19 protein-coding genes and 1 pseudogene are annotated in these 20,521 nt (G+C 64.6%); 12 read left to right on the forward strand and 8 right to left on the reverse strand.

From position 1 onward, the window contains the following. Window positions 1-52 precede the first annotated feature (52 nt). The 4 genes from htpX (at window position 53) to OKW44_RS22350 (ending at window position 3,476) form a co-directional block, all read left to right on the forward strand. Entirely contained in the window at window positions 53-922 is an 870-nt protein-coding gene (gene htpX / locus OKW44_RS22335; RefSeq protein ID WP_018419929.1) for a protease HtpX, read from the forward strand. 133 nt (window positions 923-1,055) lie between these two features. Further along, window positions 1,056-2,132, forward strand: a complete 1,077-nt coding sequence (locus tag OKW44_RS22340) for an AI-2E family transporter (RefSeq protein ID WP_018419928.1) — start codon at window positions 1,056-1,058, stop codon at window positions 2,130-2,132. Window positions 2,133-2,252: 120 nt separating this feature from the next. Beyond that, entirely contained in the window at window positions 2,253-2,336 is an 84-nt protein-coding gene (locus OKW44_RS22345; protein WP_239499052.1) for a DUF1232 domain-containing protein, read from the forward strand. Window positions 2,337-3,074: 738 nt separating this feature from the next. Further along, entirely contained in the window at window positions 3,075-3,476 is a 402-nt protein-coding gene (locus OKW44_RS22350) for a VOC family protein (protein WP_018419926.1), read from the forward strand. A 2-nt stretch (window positions 3,477-3,478) separates the two neighbouring features. Here the strand turns inward: OKW44_RS22350 and OKW44_RS22355 are convergent, their stop codons facing one another. The 3 genes from OKW44_RS22355 to OKW44_RS22365 form a co-directional block, all read right to left on the reverse strand. Continuing rightward, entirely contained in the window at window positions 3,479-3,892 is a 414-nt protein-coding gene (locus OKW44_RS22355; RefSeq protein ID WP_018419925.1) for a mechanosensitive ion channel domain-containing protein, read from the reverse strand. A gap of 88 nt (window positions 3,893-3,980) precedes the next feature. Beyond that, the gene (gene msrC / locus OKW44_RS22360) at window positions 3,981-4,481 is read right to left on the reverse strand and encodes a free L-methionine (R)-S-oxide reductase MsrC (RefSeq protein ID WP_018419924.1); all 501 of its coding nucleotides are present in this window, start codon (window positions 4,479-4,481) and stop codon (window positions 3,981-3,983) included. A gap of 444 nt (window positions 4,482-4,925) precedes the next feature. After that, complete coding sequence (locus tag OKW44_RS22365; RefSeq protein ID WP_018419923.1) at window positions 4,926-5,351, reverse strand: TOBE domain-containing protein; 426 nt, start codon at window positions 5,349-5,351, stop codon at window positions 4,926-4,928. A gap of 157 nt (window positions 5,352-5,508) precedes the next feature. On the opposite strand from OKW44_RS22365, the gene OKW44_RS22370 reads away from it, so the two are divergent. The 5 genes from OKW44_RS22370 (at window position 5,509) to OKW44_RS22390 (ending at window position 10,970) form a co-directional block, all read left to right on the forward strand. Continuing rightward, entirely contained in the window at window positions 5,509-7,071 is a 1,563-nt protein-coding gene (locus OKW44_RS22370) for an SH3 domain-containing C40 family peptidase (RefSeq protein ID WP_026225687.1), read from the forward strand. A 143-nt stretch (window positions 7,072-7,214) separates the two neighbouring features. Beyond that, complete coding sequence (locus tag OKW44_RS22375; protein ID WP_018419921.1) at window positions 7,215-7,700, forward strand: VOC family protein; 486 nt, start codon at window positions 7,215-7,217, stop codon at window positions 7,698-7,700. Between the two features lie 67 nt (window positions 7,701-7,767). Next, window positions 7,768-8,244, forward strand: coding sequence for a VOC family protein (locus OKW44_RS22380; RefSeq protein ID WP_018419920.1), 477 nt, complete (start codon window positions 7,768-7,770; stop codon window positions 8,242-8,244). An 84-nt stretch (window positions 8,245-8,328) separates the two neighbouring features. Further along, on the forward strand, window positions 8,329-9,549 hold the full coding sequence (locus OKW44_RS22385) for an MFS transporter (RefSeq protein WP_018419919.1): 1,221 nt from the start codon (window positions 8,329-8,331) through the stop codon (window positions 9,547-9,549). Between the two features lie 563 nt (window positions 9,550-10,112). Further along, on the forward strand, window positions 10,113-10,970 hold the full coding sequence (locus OKW44_RS22390; protein ID WP_239499042.1) for a FecR family protein: 858 nt from the start codon (window positions 10,113-10,115) through the stop codon (window positions 10,968-10,970). Between the two features lie 3 nt (window positions 10,971-10,973). On the opposite strand, the gene OKW44_RS22395 is transcribed toward OKW44_RS22390, so the two are convergent. Beyond that, entirely contained in the window at window positions 10,974-11,906 is a 933-nt protein-coding gene (locus OKW44_RS22395; RefSeq protein WP_018419917.1) for a recombination-associated protein RdgC, read from the reverse strand. A 294-nt stretch (window positions 11,907-12,200) separates the two neighbouring features. On the opposite strand from OKW44_RS22395, the gene OKW44_RS22400 reads away from it, so the two are divergent. After that, on the forward strand, window positions 12,201-12,527 hold the full coding sequence (locus OKW44_RS22400; RefSeq protein ID WP_018419916.1) for a hypothetical protein: 327 nt from the start codon (window positions 12,201-12,203) through the stop codon (window positions 12,525-12,527). A gap of 42 nt (window positions 12,528-12,569) precedes the next feature. Here the strand turns inward: OKW44_RS22400 and OKW44_RS22405 are convergent, their stop codons facing one another. Next, window positions 12,570-13,415 (reverse strand): glycosyltransferase family 2 protein, encoded by an 846-nt coding sequence (locus tag OKW44_RS22405; protein WP_018419915.1) that lies wholly within the window; start codon window positions 13,413-13,415, stop codon window positions 12,570-12,572. Window positions 13,416-13,704: 289 nt separating this feature from the next. Here OKW44_RS22405 and OKW44_RS22410 point away from each other — a divergent pair, with 289 nt between their 5' ends. Continuing rightward, complete coding sequence (locus OKW44_RS22410; protein WP_018419914.1) at window positions 13,705-15,012, forward strand: O-antigen ligase family protein; 1,308 nt, start codon at window positions 13,705-13,707, stop codon at window positions 15,010-15,012. A gap of 39 nt (window positions 15,013-15,051) precedes the next feature. On the opposite strand, the gene OKW44_RS22415 is transcribed toward OKW44_RS22410, so the two are convergent. Continuing rightward, complete coding sequence (locus tag OKW44_RS22415; protein ID WP_018419913.1) at window positions 15,052-16,158, reverse strand: glycosyltransferase family 4 protein; 1,107 nt, start codon at window positions 16,156-16,158, stop codon at window positions 15,052-15,054. 181 nt (window positions 16,159-16,339) lie between these two features. Here OKW44_RS22415 and OKW44_RS22420 point away from each other — a divergent pair. Further along, window positions 16,340-17,357, forward strand: a pseudogene (locus tag OKW44_RS22420) (glycosyltransferase family 2 protein). A 43-nt stretch (window positions 17,358-17,400) separates the two neighbouring features. Here the strand turns inward: OKW44_RS22420 and OKW44_RS22425 are convergent. Further along, window positions 17,401-18,453 carry a glycosyltransferase family 2 protein gene (locus OKW44_RS22425; protein WP_018419911.1) on the reverse strand — a complete coding sequence of 351 codons (1,053 nt, stop codon included), beginning with the start codon at window positions 18,451-18,453 and terminating at the stop codon, window positions 17,401-17,403. Between the two features lie 177 nt (window positions 18,454-18,630). Continuing rightward, on the reverse strand, window positions 18,631-20,424 hold the full coding sequence (gene msbA, locus OKW44_RS22430; protein ID WP_026225686.1) for a lipid A export permease/ATP-binding protein MsbA: 1,794 nt from the start codon (window positions 20,422-20,424) through the stop codon (window positions 18,631-18,633). Window positions 20,425-20,521 lie beyond the last annotated feature (97 nt).

Genomic DNA, 20,521 nt, shown 5'->3' on the forward strand with positions numbered 1-20,521 from the left:
AGGGTTCTATGTCACCGCAGTCATTCAGCCAGTTTCCACAGGAGACTTGTGAATGAAAAGAATTTTGCTGTTCCTCGCCACCAACCTCGCGGTGGTGTTGGTGCTTTCGTTAGTAATGAATGTGTTGGGCGTCGGCCGCTTCCTGACCGGGAGCGGGCTCGACTTCAATGCGCTGTTCGTGTTCTCGCTGGTGATCGGCTTCGCCGGTTCCATCATTTCGCTGCTTATCTCCAAACCGATGGCGAAATGGGCAACCGGGGCGCGTGTCATCGATTCGCCGCGCGATTCGACTGAGCAATGGCTGATCGACACTGTACGGGAGCTCGCGCAGCGTGCTCGCATTCGTATGCCGGAAGTGGCAATTTTTGAAGGCGCGCCGAACGCGTTCGCCACAGGGGCTTTCAAGAATTCAGCCCTGGTGGCTGTCTCCACCGGATTGCTGCAATCGATGAACACGGAGGAAGTGGAGGCTGTCCTTGCCCATGAGATTTCGCACGTGAGCAACGGCGACATGGTCACCTTGACGCTCATTCAGGGCGTGGTGAATACCTTCGTGATTTTCTTGGCCCGTGTGGTCGGGTACTTCGTGGACAAGACCTTGTTTCGTACCGAACGCGGTGTCGGTCCCGGGTTCTACATTACCGTTATTGTTTGCGAGATTATTTTCGGCATTCTCGCTTCGGTGATCGTCGCGTACTTCTCGCGCCGGCGCGAGTTCCGCGCTGATGCGGGCTCTGCGCAACTGCTGGCTTCTCCGCGACCGATGATCAATGCGCTGGCCCGCCTGGGTGGACTTGCACCCGGCGAACTTCCGCAATCCTTCAAGGCATCCGGCATTACCGACAAGCCGGGGTGGCTCGGGCTCTTCTCCACGCACCCACCGATCGACAGGCGTATTGCCGTGCTGCAAAGCAGCGGGTAGTCAGTAAAGCAGGGCTGCGCGCGGCATTCCAACATGCGACGTCGACGTTTAGACAAGGGTGCTCCACGTGCTACGGCGCGCGGAAGCACCGGCGCGCCCGCAAATTCTCAGCGTATCTAAAGGGAACGCGTTCATGGACGAGAGCTATCAGAAGTCCCTGGTCAAGCGCATCATCCTTGCATTTCTTCTTGGCGGGCTCGTAGTGCTGAGCTACATAGTGCTGCACCTGTTCCTGGTGCCAGTGGCCTGGGCCACCATCTTTGCCTACGTGACCTGGCCCGCTTATCGCCGCTTGCGCTCGCTTATGCGCGGCAACGCCTCCGGCAGCGCGATGCTGATGACGATCATTCTCTCGGTGGCGTTCATTCTGCCGTCAATCTGGCTGATCGTGCTGCTGCGTGACGAACTGACCGCGGCCTACCAGACCGTCGCCAGCTACCTCGCCAATGGGCCGCACAAACTGCCGGAATTGATTGCGCGCGTCCCGTGGCTCGGGCTGTGGCTGCAGGATCTACTGAATCAAGTATCGGCCGATCCGATGGCTTTGCGCGCGCAAATCGCTGAGTGGGGGCGGCAGTGGACCGGAGAGGTCGGCCAGTTAGTCGGCGGCGTGGGTCGCAATGCGACGAAATTGGGCTTTGCCTTGCTGACGCTGTTTTTTATGTACCGGGACGGCGAAAGCGCGTTGGATCAAGTGCGCCGCATACTACGGCGTTTTCTGGGCGATCGCCTGGACGCCTATCTCGCTTCTATCGGCGCAACGATCAAGGCGGTCGTCTACGGGCTCGTGCTGACGGCACTGGCGCAGGGCGCGCTTGCCGGCTTGGGTTACTGGGTTGTCGGGATGCAGGCGCCGGTGTTGCTGGCTGCGTTTACGGTGCTGATCGCGTTGATACCCTTTGGCACGCCGTTCGTATGGGGATCGATCGGTGTATGGCTCCTCGTCACAGGAAAAACGATAGCCGGGGTCGGTCTTTTACTCTGGGGCGCACTGGTCGTTAGCTGGGTGGACAACCTGATTCGTCCGCTCGTGATCAGCAGCGCTACCCGGATACCGTTTCTTCTGGTCGTGTTCGGTGTGCTGGGCGGGCTTGCGGCCTTTGGCCTGGTAGGACTGTTTGTAGGTCCCGTCATCCTGGCGGTCCTGATGGCAGTGTGGCGTGGGTGGCTGGAGGAACAGGCAACCGTGGGCACTGGAACACAAGGCTAGCCCAACGCACTGCTGAAGTGATCAATTGCTTGCTGCAATCACTCACGGCTTGGGCAACGCGGCTAAAGCGAGATTTAGTCACGCTTATGTTCGCCAGTCGCGATCCGGCCACGCCGTTGCTTGCGAAATTTCTCGCATTGGAAACGGTGGCACATCAGCCCTGTCGACCTTATTCCCGACTTCATACCCGTCCTCGACATCTGACAGATCTGGTCGTCGTGCCGCTTGGAGTCTGGCTTTGCTTGCGTCTCATCCCGAAGGCTGTCATCGAAGACAATCGCGGAAAGGCCGAAGGCTGGCTAACTGACAACCCGGTAAGCCAAGAAGCATAGTCGGTCTCGCGACAATTTCGGCTATCTGGGCACTCGGCGCCTGGTTGCTGTGGCGTTGGCTTGCTCGCTGAACTGGTCGCACGACTCGCACGTTGTGCGACAGCTGACGTAGCAATCGGTTGAATGTCCGGTCAAGCCAGTGCAACGGCCGGTCGAATGTCGCCACCACAAGTCAAACGAGTGTCCCTTGATGGCCCGAATTCGGCCGAAGATCGCGAAGATCAAGGCGGCGGGCTTCGAAGTGACGGCCAAGCGCACGATCACCGAGCACATCAGGTAGCACGACAAGTCATCATGCGCGTGCGTGATCGGTGCCGCGGCTTGAGGACCGACGATTATCTGTGCAATTGATTGCAACGCCATCACCCGCTGCGTGCCCACGCCCGAGATTCAAAAAAGTCGCGTGTGCAAGTTGATGAACACTCATGTCGGTTCTGCACTCAATCCTTGTGTATGTTATCGATGATCTGCCGAACGCTATCTGATTGATCACCCTTGAACTGAGCGGCTCGCCGCTTATGGAAGAAGACCGTGGCGATTGAGTGCGGAAATGCCTGTTGGAGCGAGTTGCGCGTATAAACTCAGTGCAACTTCAACAGGGAGACATCCAATGCAGCTTCTTGATCACGTGTCGATCGGCGTTCCCGACATCGAGGCAGCACGACGTTTCTACGACGCCGTCATGACGGCTCTCGGCGCGAGCAAAGTCTTCGACCGCCGCACCGCGTTAGGCTACGGCGAGCGTTGCACGACCGACGACACCTCATCGACCTATCTGGCCGTGTATCTCGATCCAGATGAAATAGGAGAAAACAAACGTCACTGGTGCTTCAAAGCGCCGTCCCGCGAGCACGTCGATGCATTCTTCAAAGCGGGACTCGCGACTGGTGGCAAATCCGACGGCCAGCCCGGCTTGCGACCTCACTATCACCGCGACTACTACGCGGCATTTCTGATCGACCCGGCCGGCAATCGCGTCGAGGCCGTATGTCATGCCCCTACTAACCCCTAACCCTAAGCCGCTACCTCACACCCCGCCAGTTCCAACACGGACTGCGCCCTCTCATGCAAATCGCCGCCAGCCAACGACGCATCCGGCGACCTGACCCACACGGCGATCCTCGACGTCGCGCCGCCATCCGCCGGATGATCCGCAACCGACGCCACCGGTGCAAGCGTCGAGCCGCTCAGCACGCGCGGCTCGTCGGCCACGAGTTTCTGCAGTTGCCCGATCGCCGCATCCACGTCCTTGCGCTGCGCGAGTTCCACCTCGACCTCGATGCGCTGTGTGCCGCCACAGCTGTAGTTGATCACCGGATTGTTCCAGATCTGGCTGTTCGGCACGACCACGATGTTGCCGTCGCCGCATCGAAAGCGGACCCGCACGACGAAGTGGCAAGCGAGAAAAGCGCCAAACACGCGACGCATCGCGGTGATGCGCGAGAGCGTCTCAAAGATTGAGATGCACGGTCTGCACCTCAGTGCTGCGCGCCGCGCTCGGCGCGATTCGGCGACGCTACACGCCGCGTGGCAGCGCTGCCTCGATGAACACCGCGCACAACGCTTCCATGCCCTTCGCGTCCTCCTCGTCGAAGCGCGCGACGACCGGGCTATCGACATCCCACACGCCGATCAGCGTGCCGTCGGGCGCGACGAGCGGCACGACGATCTCCGATTGCGACGCCGAATCGCATGCGATATGGCCGGGAAACTCGTGCACGTCGCGCACGACCTGGGTCTGACGAGTTTGCGCGGCCGTACCGCAGACGCCCTTGCCGAGCGCAATGCGCACGCACGCGGGCTTGCCCTGGAACGGGCCGACCACCAGTTCGCGGCCATCGTGAAAGTAAAAGCCGGCCCAGTTCAGATCGCTCAACGAATGAAAGACGAACGACGAGAAATTCGCGGCATTGGCGATCCAGTCCGTTTCGCCGGCCAGCAGCGCGCGCGCCTGCGCGACCAGTTCTTCATATTGCGCGGCTTTGGGCAGATGCGAGGTGGAGGAAACTTCGAACATGACGGCGTCCGGGATCAGAGCGGGATGGAAAGCGGTAAGGGGTGAAGTGTAAAGCAAGCGCAAACCGCGCGCGCGGGTGTCGAACGCTGTGACACGCGCCGCGCGTCTACGCTCGCCGTCCCCGTCGGTTCTCGACTCTCCCTGCTTGGTTTTCTCCCTTCCGGCAGTCAGCACAATGACAGGCCACTAGCTTTTTTCGAATATGGCTCTCACGCTGACCGTCTCGGCAAGCGTGCGCGGCACAAACACCACACGCTACGATTAATGATTTCATCGGCAATTGGGCCGTGACCGATGTAGTTGACTACGCCGATATTTCCGGTGGCATCCCCGAAGCAAAACGGATTCTCGGCATGACGATGACAATTACGCCGCAATGCATCGTTCGCGCCCTACGCGATAAGTGAGAACTCGTTGAGTACCCGTCCCAGCGGCCCGGGCCTTTTACTGATCGACCCCAATAATCACGCTCGACGCCTTGAAAACCGCCGTCGCCGCCTTGCCGCTCGCGAGGCCGAGGCGCTCGACGCTGTCGTTCGTGATGATCGCCGCGATCTGCGCGCTGCCGGCACTGATCGTCACTTCCGAATTGACGGCGCCCTTCGTCACCGCCGCGACGGTCCCTTCGATGCAGTTGCGCGCCGACACCTGCTGCCTCGCGACATCGACCATCACGATCACCGACGATGCCTTCACGAGCGCAAACGCCTGCTTGCCGGTCGCCAGCCCGAGCGACTTCGCGCTGCCGTGCGTGATGATCGCGACGACCTCGAGACCGTCCGGCGTGCGCAGCGTGACTTCGTCGTTGACGGCACCGTGCTTGACGCCGGTGACTTCGCCGCTGAACTGATTGCGTGCGCTGGTTTTCATGGCGGACTCCCTGGCGATTGTCGCGCGTGGCGACGCGCGGTGGACGGATAAAGCGAGTGTAGTCGAACCCGCGCGCGCCGCCGCCAAACATCCGATGCGCCGTGCGCATCGCCGACACCGTATCATCGTGGCCGTGCACCTCATACGCCGAATCTTTATGCCCGTCGCCGTTCTCTCCCGCCGTGCCTGCCGCGCCGTCGTGCTGTGCGTCGCCGTCACGACGCTCGCCGCGTGCAGCGCGCCAACGCCGCCGCGCAGCACGCACGCGTTCGTCGACAACGTCACGCTGTTTTCGCTCGCCCATTACGACCAGAACGTCGATCACTGGCTCGATCCGAACAGCCCCGACTACGATCGGCCGTTTCTCAGCGCCGCCGAGCAGCGCGCACATTTCGACGCGCTGTTCGCGCGCTACTTCGGCACGGGCGAGAACGCGCCGTCGCCGTGGAATCCCGCCTGGGTGACGACACGCGTGTTTCGCGAGCAGGGCGAGGACATTGCCGCACTGCAACAGCGCCGCATCGACAGGTTCGACAACACCGGCAAGCGTGGCGGCGTCATCGGTTACGGCGAAAACTTCCGGCCGCACGACAAGGCGTGGATCGACGCGATCGCGCGCAACATCAACGTCGCGCAGTTCACGCAAACACCGGTCTATCAGCCCGAGCGGCGCGCGATCGCGACCGGCAACCTGATGGTGCGCGAGTTGCCTACCACCGATCCATCGTTCTACGACCATCGCCTGGCCGGCGAGGGCTACCCGTTCGACAACCTGCAGATCTCGGCGGTGCGACCCGGCACGCCGCTCTATGTGCTCGGCAGCAGCGTCGACGGCGCGTGGCATTACGTGCAGACGCCCGACGTGCAGGGCTGGGTGCGCAGCGACGGCGTCGCGTTCGCCGACGATGGTTTCATCGATCAATGGCGCGCGGCGGCCGGGAAGTCGCTAGGGACGGTGATCGTCGCGTCGGCGGCGGTCAACGACAGCCACGGCGTGTTCCGCTTCGCTGCCCCGGCCGGGACGATGCTGCCGCTGGCGGCGGGTGCCTCGGCATCGCCAGCCGCGACCAGCACCAATGCAGGCACACTCCAGCTCCTCGTTCCCGCGCGCGACGTCGACGGCCACGCGCTGATCCGCTCCGCGTCGCTCGACGCCACGCAGATCACGCCGATGCCGCTCGCCGCGACGCCGCGCCATCTCGCGATGCTGTTGAAGGCGCTGATCGGCCGGCCGTACGGCTGGGGCAACAGCGGGCTCTACAACGACTGTTCGTCGGAACTGCAAAGCATCTTCGCCGCGTTCGGCGTGTGGCTGCCGCGCCATTCGTCGACGCAGATGAGCGCCGGTCGCATGGTCGATCTGTCGGAGTCGACACCCGCCGAACGACTCGACTATCTGGCGCGGCATGGCGTGCCGCTGCGCACGCTGATCTACATCGGCGGCCACGTGATGCTGTACCTCGGCAACACGACGCGCGACGGCGCCACGGTCCCAGTCGTCTATCAGGACGTCTGGGGCCTGCGCCCTGCCGACAACAGCCGGCGCGCGGTCATCGGCGGCTCGGTGATCCTGCCGCTCGACGAGCGCATCCCCGAGGACGCGACGCTGCAGTCGCTCGCCGCGACGCCCACGTTCCAGATCAGCATCCTCGGCGCGCCGGCGGGCAGCACGGCGCCGTCGTCCGCGCCGCCGGCGGACGAGGACAATCCGGCGGGATAAATGCCGGGCCGCTCTCCCCCGCGCCTGAAAATATTTTTTTCGGAGTGTCGATCCGACGGTGACCAACTCGTCGTAACGTTGAAGATCCAGCTCACGCAGCCGGTCTTTCCCCTGAGGAACCGTTACTTCAAGGAGTCACCATCATGTCCAGCGCCGCAGCCAAACCGATCCCGGACGGGATGCACTCGCTCACGCCGTACCTGATCTGCAAGAACGCCGCCGAAGCGATCGCGTTCTACACGAAAGCTTTCAACGCCGTCGAACAGATCCGTCTGCCGGGCCCCGACGGCAAGGTGATGCACGCGACCCTGAAAATCGGGGACTCCATGCTGATGCTGACCGACGAATGGCCCGAGCACCAAACCTTCGGCCCGAACACGCTGAAGGGCACGCCGGTCACGATTCACCACTACGTACCAGACGTCGACGCGAGTTTCAAACAGGCGGTCGACGCGGGCGCGACCGTCACGATGCCCGTCACCGATATGTTCTGGGGCGACCGCTACGGCCAGGTCAAGGACCCGTTCGGCCACAACTGGTCGCTCGCGACGCACAAGCGCGACCTGAGCGCCGAGGAAATCCAGCAGGCGATGGCCACGATGGAGTGTTCGTCCCAAGAGAAGAAGTGAGCGGCCGATGGGCGTCGGGCAATCGCACGCCCACGCCCACCGACACCAGTCCCGAAGGAGCAACGTCATGCAGAAAATCGCGCCGTGCCTGTGGTTCGACGGCAACGCGGAAGAAGCCGCGGTGTTCTACACGTCGGTGTTTTCGGCGTCGCGCATCGCCACCACGCTGCACGCCACGGACGCCGGCCCAGGACCGGCGGGCAAGGTCGTCGCCGTCACCTTCGAAATCGAAGGCCAGGAATTCATGGCGCTGAACGGTGGCCCGCAATATAAATTCACGCCGGCCATCTCGCTGTTCGTGCACTGCGACTCGCAGGAGGAAATCGATCGCTACTGGTCGAAGCTGCTCGACGGCGGCGGCGAGCCGTGGGCCTGCGGCTGGCTGCGGGACCGCTTCGGCGTGTCGTGGCAGATCGCGCCCAACGTGCTGCTGCAGATGCTGCGCGACCCGGATCGCGCAAAGGCAAGCCGTGTGATGGCGCAGATGATGAAGATGGTCAAGCTCGATATCGCCCCGCTCGAACAGGCGTATCGCGGCGAATAGGACGGCGGCCAGCAGGCGCCCCGCCTCGCCCGCGCGATCTTTTGATAGGATCGGTCTCGACCCCAACACGGCGAGACAACCACGGTGCGCGTCAACCATCAGGCCTTCTTCTGCTCGCTGTTCATCGCGCGTCTCGCCGATCAGATCCTGCTCTTCCTGGTGCCGCTCGTGGTGTTTCAAACGACGCGCCAGGTCTCGTGGTCGGGGCTCGCGTTTTTCATCGAAACGCTGCCGCGCTACCTCGTGTTCCCGTTCTTCGGCGCGCTCTGCGACCGCTTTCCACCGCTGCGGCTGATGCGGCTGAGCCAGGCGGTGCGTGCGCTCGCATGCTTCGGCGGTATCGCCGCGTACGCGCTGTTCGGCGGCATCGGCTGGCTGATCGCGCTGTCGGCCGCGTGCGGCGTGCTGACGAGCCAAGGGCTCGTCGCGCGCGAGGTGATGCTGCCGCAGATCTTCAGCACGCAGCAGATCCAGAAGGTCCTCGCGTATTCGCAACTGGCCGATCAGCTCGGCTTCGTGCTTGGGCCGATGCTCGCCGCGTTGCTGCTCGGTGTGTGGCATTGGGAATGGGTGGTCGCAGCGACCGGCGTGCTGTTTCTGTGCGCCGACGCCGCGCTGTTCGTCTGGCAGCGACTGAGCGGTTTTCGCGCGCCTTCGCCTGTCTCCGCTCAATCGCTCGCGCCTACCGCTCACTGGACCACGCCGCTGCGCATCGCGCTCGATCACGTGTGGACGCTGCCGGGCCTGAAGAAGGTCATCATGCTCGCGGCCGCGGAGAACCTCGTCATCGGTGTCACGCTTGCGACGTCGGCGGCGATGGTGACGGGTTCGCATGCGCAATCGAGCCGCTACTACGCCGGTCTGCAAACGGCCGGAGCGATCGCCACGGTGCTGGTGCTGCTGACGGTTGCGCGCGCCGGATGGCCGGCGCGCGTGCTCGGTCTCGTCGCGTTCGTGACGATCTGCGCGGGCGGCGTGATCGCAGGCGCGAGCGCGTCGCCGTGGGGCTATGCGCTCGGCTTCCTGCTGATCGTCGGCTTCGACAAGATGTTCAACGTCTACATCCGCAGCGCGCGTTTGCAGATCATTCCGCCCGAGGACTACGGCAAGACCATCGGCGTCGCGATTCTGCTGAACAACCTGACGCAGCCGCTCGCCGGCCTGCTCGTCGGCGTGTTCTCGGCGCGCACCCAAACCGGCCCACTGATCGTCGCGCTGTCGCTGACGATGGGCGGCATCGGCGCGGCGGTATCGATCGGCTCGGCGCTGCTGCGCCGCAAGCGCGCGTGGGCGCTAGAAGACTAACGGCGCTTCGACGCGCGACGACACGCTCGAAGTTACCCACAGTTTTTGTTGGCAAATCTGTGCATAACTTCCCGGAAAAATCCGCAAGCCTTTGATACGGCTGTCGTTTTTTCATCTGCATCGAAGGTGCGGCAGCGCACGGAGTTTTACCGGGGTTCATGAGTGGCCGGCTGCGCGCAGACCGTCGTCAGCGCCGCGCGCATGCGAAGCGTTTCATCAGATTTACACGCCGTCAGCTAAACCCGGCACGCTGTAATTCGTGACAAAAAGGCCGCGTTTATTGCGGCGCAATTAGTCGCATTTCTGGTTACGAGTTCACGAAAAGAAACAATCCACATATAGCCTAAATTTTTTGTATCGATGACAATGGGTCTGCATGCTCCGACGCAGCCGGGGCCCACGCTTCCGCTCAGAATAAGGTTTGAGTCAATTCGATGTGAATTCGATCCGAATATGCGCCGCAAATCATTATTAACAGAATAGAAATTGTTAAACCTTGATTTGTTAAATTCAATTTAAATCACACTGGTCAAATGCGTTCGGAGTACCGCATCTTTAATCAAATGCTTCGGCGAGCGCAGCAATTGCGGCGCGAAATCGGCGCCGTGCCCGCGGACGTCGGCCCCGCGCTACGCGAAGACGCGGAAGCTGCCGGCGTGTCGCAGGGACGGCGGCGCGCGCTGAAAACGCTCTTGGGGCTTGCGGTCGCCGCGCCCGCGGGCTGGCTCGCGAGCCGCTTGCCGTGGCAGATGTGGACCGCCGAATTCCGCACCGCGACTGGCGAACTGGACGACGTGCTTCTGGCAGACGGCACTCAGATCACGCTGGGCAGCGCGAGCGCGATCAACGCCGCGTTCGAGACGAACGTTCGGCGCGTCGATCTGCTCGGAGGGGAAATCATGGTGCGGCCCGTGAGCGATGTTGGCGGCGCACCGGGCGCCCGAACGACTCATGCGCCTTTGCTCGTGCAGACGGCCGAAGGCGTCGTCGAAGCGCGCGGCGCGCAGTTCAGCGTGAGGCAACGGGATGGTTTCACACGCGTGGCCGCGTTTCGCGGCGACGCGTTGGTGAGGCCGGCATCGGGCGCGGCGCTGTTGCTGACGCAAGGCCAACGGTGCACGCTGACACGCTTCGGCGTCGCGGCGCCGCAAGCGCTCGACCCGCGCGAGGCGATGTGGACGCGTGGCCTGCTCTACGCGAACGACATGCGTATCGCGGATCTCGTCGACGAACTCGCGCGCTATCACGCCGGCGTATTGCGCTATGCCGACGACGTCGCCGATCTACGCGTGTCGGGCATCTATCAGCTCACCGATACCGACGCGACGCTCGCGCTGCTGCAGCGGACCCACCCGATCCGCTTGCGCTCGATCACGCCTTACTGGACCCTCGTCGAAGCGCTCGACAGCGCGAGAATCTGACGCTCAGGCCGCGACGGCCTGCGGCAACGCGAACCCTTGCTCGCCCTGCTCGCCGCCCAGCGCATCGAGCAGATCGCGCAGCATGCGGTCGAGCTCGGCCGTCATCAGCGCGACGTCGGAATCGAAGCGCTCGTCGTCGTTCTGCGCGGTCGGGTCGCTCGCTTCCTTGAGCACGTCGAGCGCCGCGACGCGCTTGATCGTCAGCGACGGCGTCAGCACGAACGACACGCGATCGTTCCACGTCATCGCAAGCCGCATGCATTGCTTGCCCGCCTCGATGTGGCGGCGCATGTCTTCGGCGTCCAGCGTATGCCCGACATAGCGCACCGTCGCGTTGCCCTCGGTGGGCGAACGCAGCTCGGTGTCCTGATCGAGCGTGAAACCCGCCGGCGCGTCGCCGTCGAGCAGCCAGCCGGTCATCGCCGCGACCGGCGACTGCGCGACGCGCACCGTCATCAGCGGCAACTGGTCGATCGACTTGACGAGCAGACCGCGCACATCGTCGGCGATCGCCTGCGACGCCGCGTCGATCACGAGCCAGCCATTCGTGCAATCGATCCACACGCGCGTATCGCGGCGGATGCTGAACGCGCGCGGCCGCAGCTCGTCGGTGACCTGCTCCTTCAGGTCGCGCATCTGCTTGCGGCCCGGCTTGAAGCCCTGCTGCTCCTCGAGTTCGGCCGCGCGCTCGCGCGTGATCTGGGTGACCACCGACGCGGGCAGCAGCTTCTTCTCGGCACGGAACGTCAGCAGCATCTGACCGTTCATTGCGTAGACGAGCGAGTCGCCGTCGCGCGGCGGCGCCCAGCCTTGGGCCTGCATCTCGATGCTCTGGCCGGGCGCGAACGCGTACGGCGCGAGCCACTTCTGCATCTGTTCAGGGTTAACGGACCACGGCGCGGGCAGACGGTGCAGCTGAAGGTTTTTGAACCACATGAGCGAAGTCGGATTTAGCCAAAGCGCAGCATTTTATCCGACGAGAACCAGCCGGGGCGTTCTGGCGGACGCAATCCCGCAGACCGCCTATTTTCAAAAATAAACCGTAAATCCTTCCAACTGCAGGCCATTATCAAATCTCGCCGATGTCAGCCGAATGCGCTTCATCAACTTACTTCCCAAGAGCGCCTCCATAGTCGAAGCCGTCATGGTTTGGCGGTAGCCGGCCGGCCGCGCGTTTTGGCTCCAAATCACCTAGACTTTTGGACAGGACAGACCCAGACGGAGGCGGTCATGGCCGACCAAACCGCAAGCTGGCAGACAGTGCAATACGAGGGCTTCGAGATACACGTCTCACCGGTCGAGAAGGACCCGCCCGACCCGGCGCATGCTGCCAATGCGGCCGCGCAAAACAGCCGCTACACGTATCTAGGCTATGTGTGCCATCCGGGCGCCAACCCCCAGCTTCCCGGCCATGCGGTGCCGTTCCACGCGGACGGCGAGGAGAGCTTCGCGAGCCTCGACGACGCGCTCTACGAAGCGGTGCACGTGGGACGCAGCATCATCGACGGCACGCATCCGGATCTGACGGTGCTGCCGCTCGTGACGGGCGGCGTTTGACACACGCAGCGCGTCAAGCACCCGTTTTCGGCTCGCCGCCCGTCAGCCCAGCGCGCGCTTGATGCGCGACTTAAGCAGCGCACGGCGCAGCCGGCCGGTGCGCTCGGGCTCGCTGACCGCGAGCGCGCCGTCGATGGCGGTGCCGCGGCGCAGGTAATAGCGGTCGAAGGTCGCCTGTGTCATCCCCCACTTGTTGAGGAACTGGCGACGCCCGTCGTTCTTCACGATCTTGCCGGTGCTCTTCTGCTGGAAGTGGTAGACGAGACTGTCGCCGACGCCGACGAACACGCGGCAGCCCGCGTCCCACAGCTTCATCGAGAAATCGTTGTCGCTGCTCATGCCGGGGCTCAGTTCGCTGCTGTAGCCGCCCACCTTGAACCACCAGTCCCGATGCACGAGCGTCGGCGGCCACGTCGCACCGCGCCAGTCGGCGCGCACGAGACCGGGCGCGGCGGCGACCAGCTCGTCGGCGCGAAACGCCTGCGCATCGCGGCCGAAGTCGCGCACGACCACGCACGGATTGCCCGACTCGACCGGCTCGATCATCGTGCCCGACAACATGAACAGGTTGTCGGCCGGCATCTGCGCGAGACGCTTGACGAGCGCGTCGTCCCAGCCGGGGCAGCAGTACATGTCGTCGTTCATGTAGACGATGTAGTCCTGCGTCGCGCGCGCCGCCGCGATATTGACCGCGTGGCAGATGCCGATATTGCCGGGCGACGCCGTGTGCTCGATGCCCTCGTCGCGCACCCACGCGAGCGTGCCGTCCGAACCGTCGTTCACGTGCACGATGAGCTGGTGCGGATGCGTCGAATGACGGCGCAGGCTTTTGATCACGAGGCGCAGATAAGGCAGGTTGTTCCAGGTCGGGATGATGATTGAGAACATCGAGTCGGTCCGTTGAGCTGGGCGCGTGGCGCGGCATGCGCCGCGCGCCGGCCATGAATGTCGCGCGATTGTACCGCCCCCTCCCGCTCGCACGACAGACGCCGCCCGCCCGCCCCGCTGCGTCCCGCGGGCCAGCGCAACCTCACCGCGTGCGGCAGCAAGCATTTCGCAAGGAAGCGCATGGTTATAATCCGGGTCGCTCCACCGTCTTGAAAAACTCAAATGGTCCGGCGCCCCCTGCAATTTTCACCACCGGAACGGTAGTGTTTCATCGATAACACGTAGATCTATGATTTTTGCTTCCAGTCTGATCTGGCTCACGTCGGCTCTGCTGTTTCTCGCGCCCGCGGTCAATCTGATGTGGCGCGGCGGCACCGGCTACTGCTTTTTCGCGCTCGTCGCGCTCGCGCTCGGCGCGGCCATCGTCAACCGGCGCATGCCGGGCTATTTCTCCGCGTTGCGGACCTACCGCTGGTTCACGATCGGCATGCTCGCGTTCGTCGTCGGGATCGGCGCGCAGCAGTTGGTGCTCGGCTACTGGCTGCCACGCGAATTCGACTCGGTCGCGCGCTTCATGCTCGCGCTGCTGGTGTTCCTGCTGCTGCGCCAATTGCCGTCGCGCAACCTGCGCATGATCGGCTGGGGCTGCGCGGCCGGCGCGCTCGCGGTCGGCGCATGGGCGTTCATCGATCAGCCGCCCGGCGGCTGGACCGACGCGAACCGCCTGAACAACTCATACACGAACGCGATTCCGTTCGGCGATACCGCGCTGCTGCTCGCGTTCCTGTCGGTGTTCACGCTCGGCTGGGACAATCCGCGCGACTGGCGCGTGCTCGTGCCGCGCGTGCTCGCGCTGGTGTCGGGCGGCTATGCGTCGTTTCTGTCTGGCACGCGCGGCGGCTGGGTCGCGGTGCCGGTGTTCGTCGTGCTGCTCGGCATGCAGTACCGCTGGTTCACCCAGAAGAAGCGCCTGCTGATCGCGACGCTCGTCATCGTGATCGGTGCGGGCGGGCTGCTGTCGACCGAACGGGTTCAGAAGCGCTTCGCCGAAGTGCCGAACGATGTCTCGATGATGCATAAGGGCGAGGACTTCACGGCCACCGGTCTGCGCCTGCAACTGTGGAACGCGTCACGGATGATCTTCGAGCGGCATCCGGTGTGGGGCATCGGCAAGGGCCATCTGGTCGACGAGCTCGGCGTGATGGCGAAGCGCGGCGAAGTGAAGGCCGAGATCGTCAACGAACGCGCGCATAGCGACTTCTTTTCGACACTCGCCGAGATGGGCGCGGTCGGCGTGATCTGTCTGCTGCTGTTCTACTACGGCATGACGGTGTATTTCTGGCGACACCGGCACGCGACCGATCCGGCGATTCGCGCCGCGTCGTATTCGGGTCTCGCGGTCGCGACGAGCACGGTGATCTTCGGGCTCACGATCGACGTGCTGGTGCCGATCATGGTGACGGTACTGCTCGCGCTGCTGGTGGCGACGCTGCTGGCGGTGATCGATGCACGCAAGCGCGAGTTGCGAAGCGAAGCGCGGACCACGCCGGCGCCAGCCGCGGTCGTGCGCGAGACGCAGCCGCGCGATTCATTTTGACTTGAGGACAAGCGGCGACCCGAGCGCGGAGCGCCACCCTCATCCTCGCGTGAACACCTCGTAAAGCGCCGCGACGTGCGCGTCGACGCTCGGGTCGTACACGAAGCTGTCGCGCGGCGTCGCGATGCGCGCGGCGCCGCTCTTCACGCGCCCGACCGCCTGCTCGATCGCGTGCTCGAAACTGCCCGCGGTCTGCCGCGAGAACTCGATCTTCGCTGCGCCGGTCACCGTCTCCGCCGAGCCGACGTTGTCGGCGATCACGAGCGGCGTGCCGCACATCACCGACTCCACGCCGACGAGCCCGAACGGCTCGTACGCCGACGCGACGACCGTGAAATCGGCGGCCGCGAACAGTTTCTCGATCTCCTTGCTGTAACCCGCGTAACGAATTGTGTCGCCGGTTTTCGGCACCGGGCGTCCCGCGACGACGAGGCAGACCGGCAGCGTGGTGCGCGAGAAAAACGCTTCGAGCAGCGGATAGCCCTTGCGCTCGTGACTCGTCGACGAGAACACGAACATCACGCGATCGTCGGGCACGCCGAGCTGGCGGCGCACGGCCGCGCGCGCGGCGGCGTCGAGCGGCCTGAAGCGTTCGGTATCGACGGGCGGATAGAGCACGTCGATGCGCGCGGCCGGCACGTCATAAAAACGCTGCAACTCGCGGCTCATCAATTGCGAATGCGCGACGATCGAGCGCGCCCGCGTGTAGACGCGCCGCTCGAGCTCGATCTGCCATTCGTCGCTGCGGCGCGGCGCGCGGCCCGCGGCTTCGAGCGAACCCGGATGCGTGCCGCCGCACAACGCGACGTCGGCATGCGTCGAGTGATTGATCGAGAACACGCACGCCGGACGATGCCGCTTCAAACGCTGCTTCAGACGCCAGTCGAACGCGAGGTTGCGCAGCTTGCGCGGCGCCCAGCGCACGTCGAGCGGCTGCGCATCGATCCACGCGGCCTCGGGCAGCGCGCGGTCGATCTCGCGCGCGAACAGCGTCGGGCGCAAACCCATGCGATGCAGGCCGGCGATCACGTCGCGCGTGTAGCGCTCGGCGCCACCGCTGTTCTTCAGCGCCTGAGCGGTCAGCGCGATGTCGGTGAGGGGACGGCGGTTCGGGTCGAGGGCTGCGTCGCGGGTTGGCTCTGACAAGGATCGGTCTCGGTGGGGCGCACGCGCGGGCGAGGCCGTGGGTGCGGAATTTCGGGGCAGCGGCAATTGTAAAGGATGGCTTTCGCCGGCTTCGGCTCGGGGTGCCCGGGTTTGCGGCGTGCGTCGCGCGGCGCGACCGTCAGCGGCTAGAATCTAGGCCAATCGCCTTCGTCCCGACTCCATGACCGATAGCCCGCCGTCCGCCGCAACCGCCGACACCGCCCGCCCGCTCGTCTCGATGCTGGTGATCGCCTACAACCAGCCAGAGCAGATCGGCGACGCCGTGCGCAGCGCGCTCGCGCAAACCTACGAGCCGCTCGAAATCATCGTCTCCGACGACGCGTCCAGCGACGCCACCTACCCCCGCGATCGAAGCGGCGCTCACCGGCTACGCGGGCCCGCATCGCGTGATCGCACGGCGCAATACAGTGAACCAGGGCATCAGCGCGCACCTGTCGCAACTCGCGCAGCTCGCGCACGGCGAACTGCTGTTCGTCGCCGCCGGCGACGACATGTCGGCGCCCGAGCGCTGCGAGCGCGTCGTCGATTGCTGGCTCGCGCACGGGCGCCGCCCCGACCTGATCGCCACCGATCTCGCCGACATGGACGAAGCGGGTCACGTGCACGAGCGCGTGAGCCCGACCGAGCTCGATCGCTATCGCAGCTTCGACGACTGGCTCGTCGAGCGTCCGTGGCTGATCGGCGCCGCGCATACGTGGTCGCGACGCCTGATCGAGCGCTTCGGGCCGATGCTGCCGGGCGCCGCGGCCGAGGATCAGATCATGGTGCTGCGCGCGATCCTGTCGGGCGGCGCGATCAGTCTGCGCGAGCCGCTGGTGCGCTATCGGCGCGGCGGACTTTCGCGCAAGCGCCGCTACCGGTCGGTCGACGAACTGATCGCGCGGATGCGGCAAAGCAATCGCTACGGACTCGCGGAGCTCGCGCAACTGCAGCGCGACGCTCAGATCGCCGGTGTGGGCGAACGCATGCGCGCGGCGATGGCGCCGAAGCTCGCGCGCGAGCAGTTCATCCACGCGATGTTCGAAGCGGGCAGCCTCGGCGAACGCCTCGGGCTCGCGACGCGCAGCGCCGGCGTGAAGCTCGGGCTGCGGATTCGGATGTTCCTGTATGCGAGTTGCCCGATGGTCTACGCGCCGGGCATGTGGATCAAGCGGGTCGTGCGGGGCAGAAAGGCCTGAAGACGACGATAGGGTCTCGCGGTGCCTGGCGACGCCACATGGGTCACGAAAGTCCGCGCGACGCACCCCGCCGCTGCCGCAAGCGCCGCGCGAGACTCGGCCTTCGCACCTCGACGCCGAAGCTCAGCACGCTCGCGCGCAAGCGCCGCAGCATCTTCACCGAGCGCACGAAGGTCTCGCCGGTGTGGCTGATCATCACGAACTCGAATGCGCCCCGCCAGCTCGCGACACCGCGCGAAAAGGCATACATGTCGTGACGCGCATCGACGGGCAGCTCGGCGCCGAAGCGTCGCACGAACACCCGCACCTGATCCGCGATGGCTTCGATCTGCCGCCGCCGACTCGCGCCGCGCCGTCGTGCCGCCCCGGCACCGCATTCGTCGCGCGCCGCGCCGCGCTCGTTGGTCGCGCTCGCGCCTACCGCGTTGCCGTCATGCTGCCGATACTTCAGATGCGGCGCCGCGACGTGGCGAATCTCGCCGAACGACGCGACCACCATCGCGAGCCACCAATCGTGCATCACGATGCCGGGCGGGAACGGCAGCGCGCGTTCGAGCGTCGCGCGATTGACGAGCATCACGCAGCCGGGCACATGGTTGCTCAGCAGAAAATCGCGCAGTCGCGTCGCGCAGCGCGACTTCGCGGTGATATCGAACAGCGAGCGCGACAAACAGCACAGCGTCGAGTCGACGAGCTCGATGTCGCAGAACGCGAGCGCCGGCGTCGCGGCGCCGCCCCCCGCGCTTTCCACGCGGCGCACCTCGCGCATCAGATCGGTGACTTTCTCGGGCGCCCAGACGTCGTCCTGGTCGGCGAGCGCGAGGTAGTCGCCGCGGCAGCCGGCGAGCGCGCGCTCGAAATTGCCGACGATGCCGGCCCGCGTACCATCGCCGACGAGCCGCACCGGCACGCGTCCCGTATAGGACGCGAGCAGTTCGCGGGTGCCGTCGCTGGAGGCGTCGTCGGATACCACGACTTCGAGATAGGGCCAGCTCTGCGCTTCGAGCGAAGCCAGCAGCTCGGGCAGATAAGTGCGGCCGTTGTATGTTGCGAGCGCGATGGAGACGAGCGGCTTGCTCGGATCTTCGTGAGACATGGGCAGTCGATTTCCGCGAGGCGGGCCGTGATTGCCCGCCAGCATGCGATTAGCGCCAAAAAAGCGCAATAAATTGAAACTTAAACACAACACCGGCGCAGAAAATGGGCTGGATAGGCGAATCAGCGGCGGGGGCCGCGGCACAGCGCGCGCGCCCGCCGTTCGCAATGTGCCGGATCAAACCGGGCTTTGCTGGAACTGGATGCGATGCAGATGCGCGTACAAGCCGTCGTGCTCGAGCAGCTCGCGATGGCTGCCGCGCTCGACGATCCGCCCCGCTTCCATCACCAGGATGCGGTCGGCGCGCTCGATCGTCGACAGCCGGTGCGCGATCACGAGCGTGGTGCGGCCTTTCATCAGCGTTTCGAGCGCCGCCTGCACGTGGCGCTCGGACTCGGAATCGAGCGCCGACGTCGCTTCGTCGAGAATCAGGATCGGCGCGTCCTTGTAGATCGCGCGCGCGATCGCGAGACGCTGGCGTTGCCCGCCCGAGAGCATCATGCCGTTGTCGCCGACGAGCGTCTCGATGCCCTGCGGCATTGCCTGCACGGTGTCCCACAGGTTCGCCGCGCGCAACGCCGCCTTGACCTTCTCCGCATCGACCTCCTGACCGTACGCAACGTTGTGCGCGATGGTGTCGTTGAACAGCACGACGTCCTGGCTCACCATCGCGATCTGGCTGCGCAGCGCGTGCAGGTCGTACTCGGGCAGCGCGACGCCGTCGACCAGAATCGCGCCGCCGGTCGGATCGAAGAAGCGCGGCAAGAGGTTCACGAGCGTGGTCTTGCCGCTGCCCGACGGACCCGCGAGCGCGACCATCTCGCCAGGCGCCACCTTGAACGACACCTTGTCGAGCGTGTGACGGTTTTGCGTGGAGTTCGTGCCGTAGGTGAACGACGCGTCGCGGAACTCGACCTCGCCGCGCGCGCGAGCGAGCGGCTTGCCGCCGCCTTTCGGCTCGGCGGGTTCGTCGATCAGGCCGAAGATCAGCTCGGCCGCGGTCATGCCGCGCTGCAACGGCTGGTTCACGTCCATCAGATGCTTGAGCGGCGAGATGATCAGGAGCATCGACGTGACGAACGCGACGAAGCCGCCGACCGTCGTCTGATCCGACGACGACTGCACCACCGCGATCGTGATCACGACCGCGAGCGCGATCGACGCGAGGAACTGAGTCAACGGCTGCGCGAGGCCACCGGAGACCGTCATGCGCATCGCGTAGCCGCGCAGGCGCCGGCTCATTTCGGTGAAGCGGTCCGTCTCGTACTGCTCGCCGTTGTGCACCTTGACGACCTTGTAGCCGCCCACCGTTTCTTCGACGATGTACGACAGCTCGTTGGTGAGCAGCTGATGCTCGCGGTTCAGTCGCCGCAGCCGGCGGTTGATCTTGCCGACCAGCCAGCCGATGCCCGGCAGCAGCACCGCGACGATCAACGTCAGGCGCCAGTTCAGATAGAACAGATAGCCGAGCAGGAAGACTACCGTCAGCGAGTCGCGCACGAGCGTGACCATCACGCTCAGCAGCACGTTCAGGATCTGGTTGACCTCGAAGACGATCGCGTTGATCACCGTGCTTGCGGTTTCGCGCTGGAAGAACGCCACGCTCGTGTGGATCATGCGGTCGAACATCTTCAAACGCAGCTCGAGCAGGATCTTGTTCGACACGTACGCGAGCAGATAGCCGGACGCGTACTGCGACACGCCGCGAATCAGCGCGAGGCCGATCACCGCGACCGGCACGAGCCACTTGGTCTTGTCGACTGCGTGCGAGCCGAAGCCCTTGTCGAGCAGCGGCTTGAGCAGCGCGGGAATGGCGGCGTCGGTGCCGGCGCTCACCGCCATCGCGATGATCGCGCCGACCACGACCCACAGCAGCGGCTTGATGAAAGGCCACAGGCGCCGCAGGACGACGGCCGGCGACGACGCATCGCCTGAACCCATGGGTTTGCTTAACGTTGGCTTTGCGCTCAAGGAATCCTCTGGAAATGCGGAACAGCGAGCACGCGGCGCATAATTGGGCGGCCGCGTGAAATATCAAAAAAGAGCATTGTAATCGGTTGCAGACGAC

Origin of the sequence: Paraburkholderia lebeckiae (genome assembly GCF_050436325.1) — a bacterium.
Lineage (GTDB): Bacteria > Pseudomonadota > Gammaproteobacteria > Burkholderiales > Burkholderiaceae > Paraburkholderia > Paraburkholderia tuberum.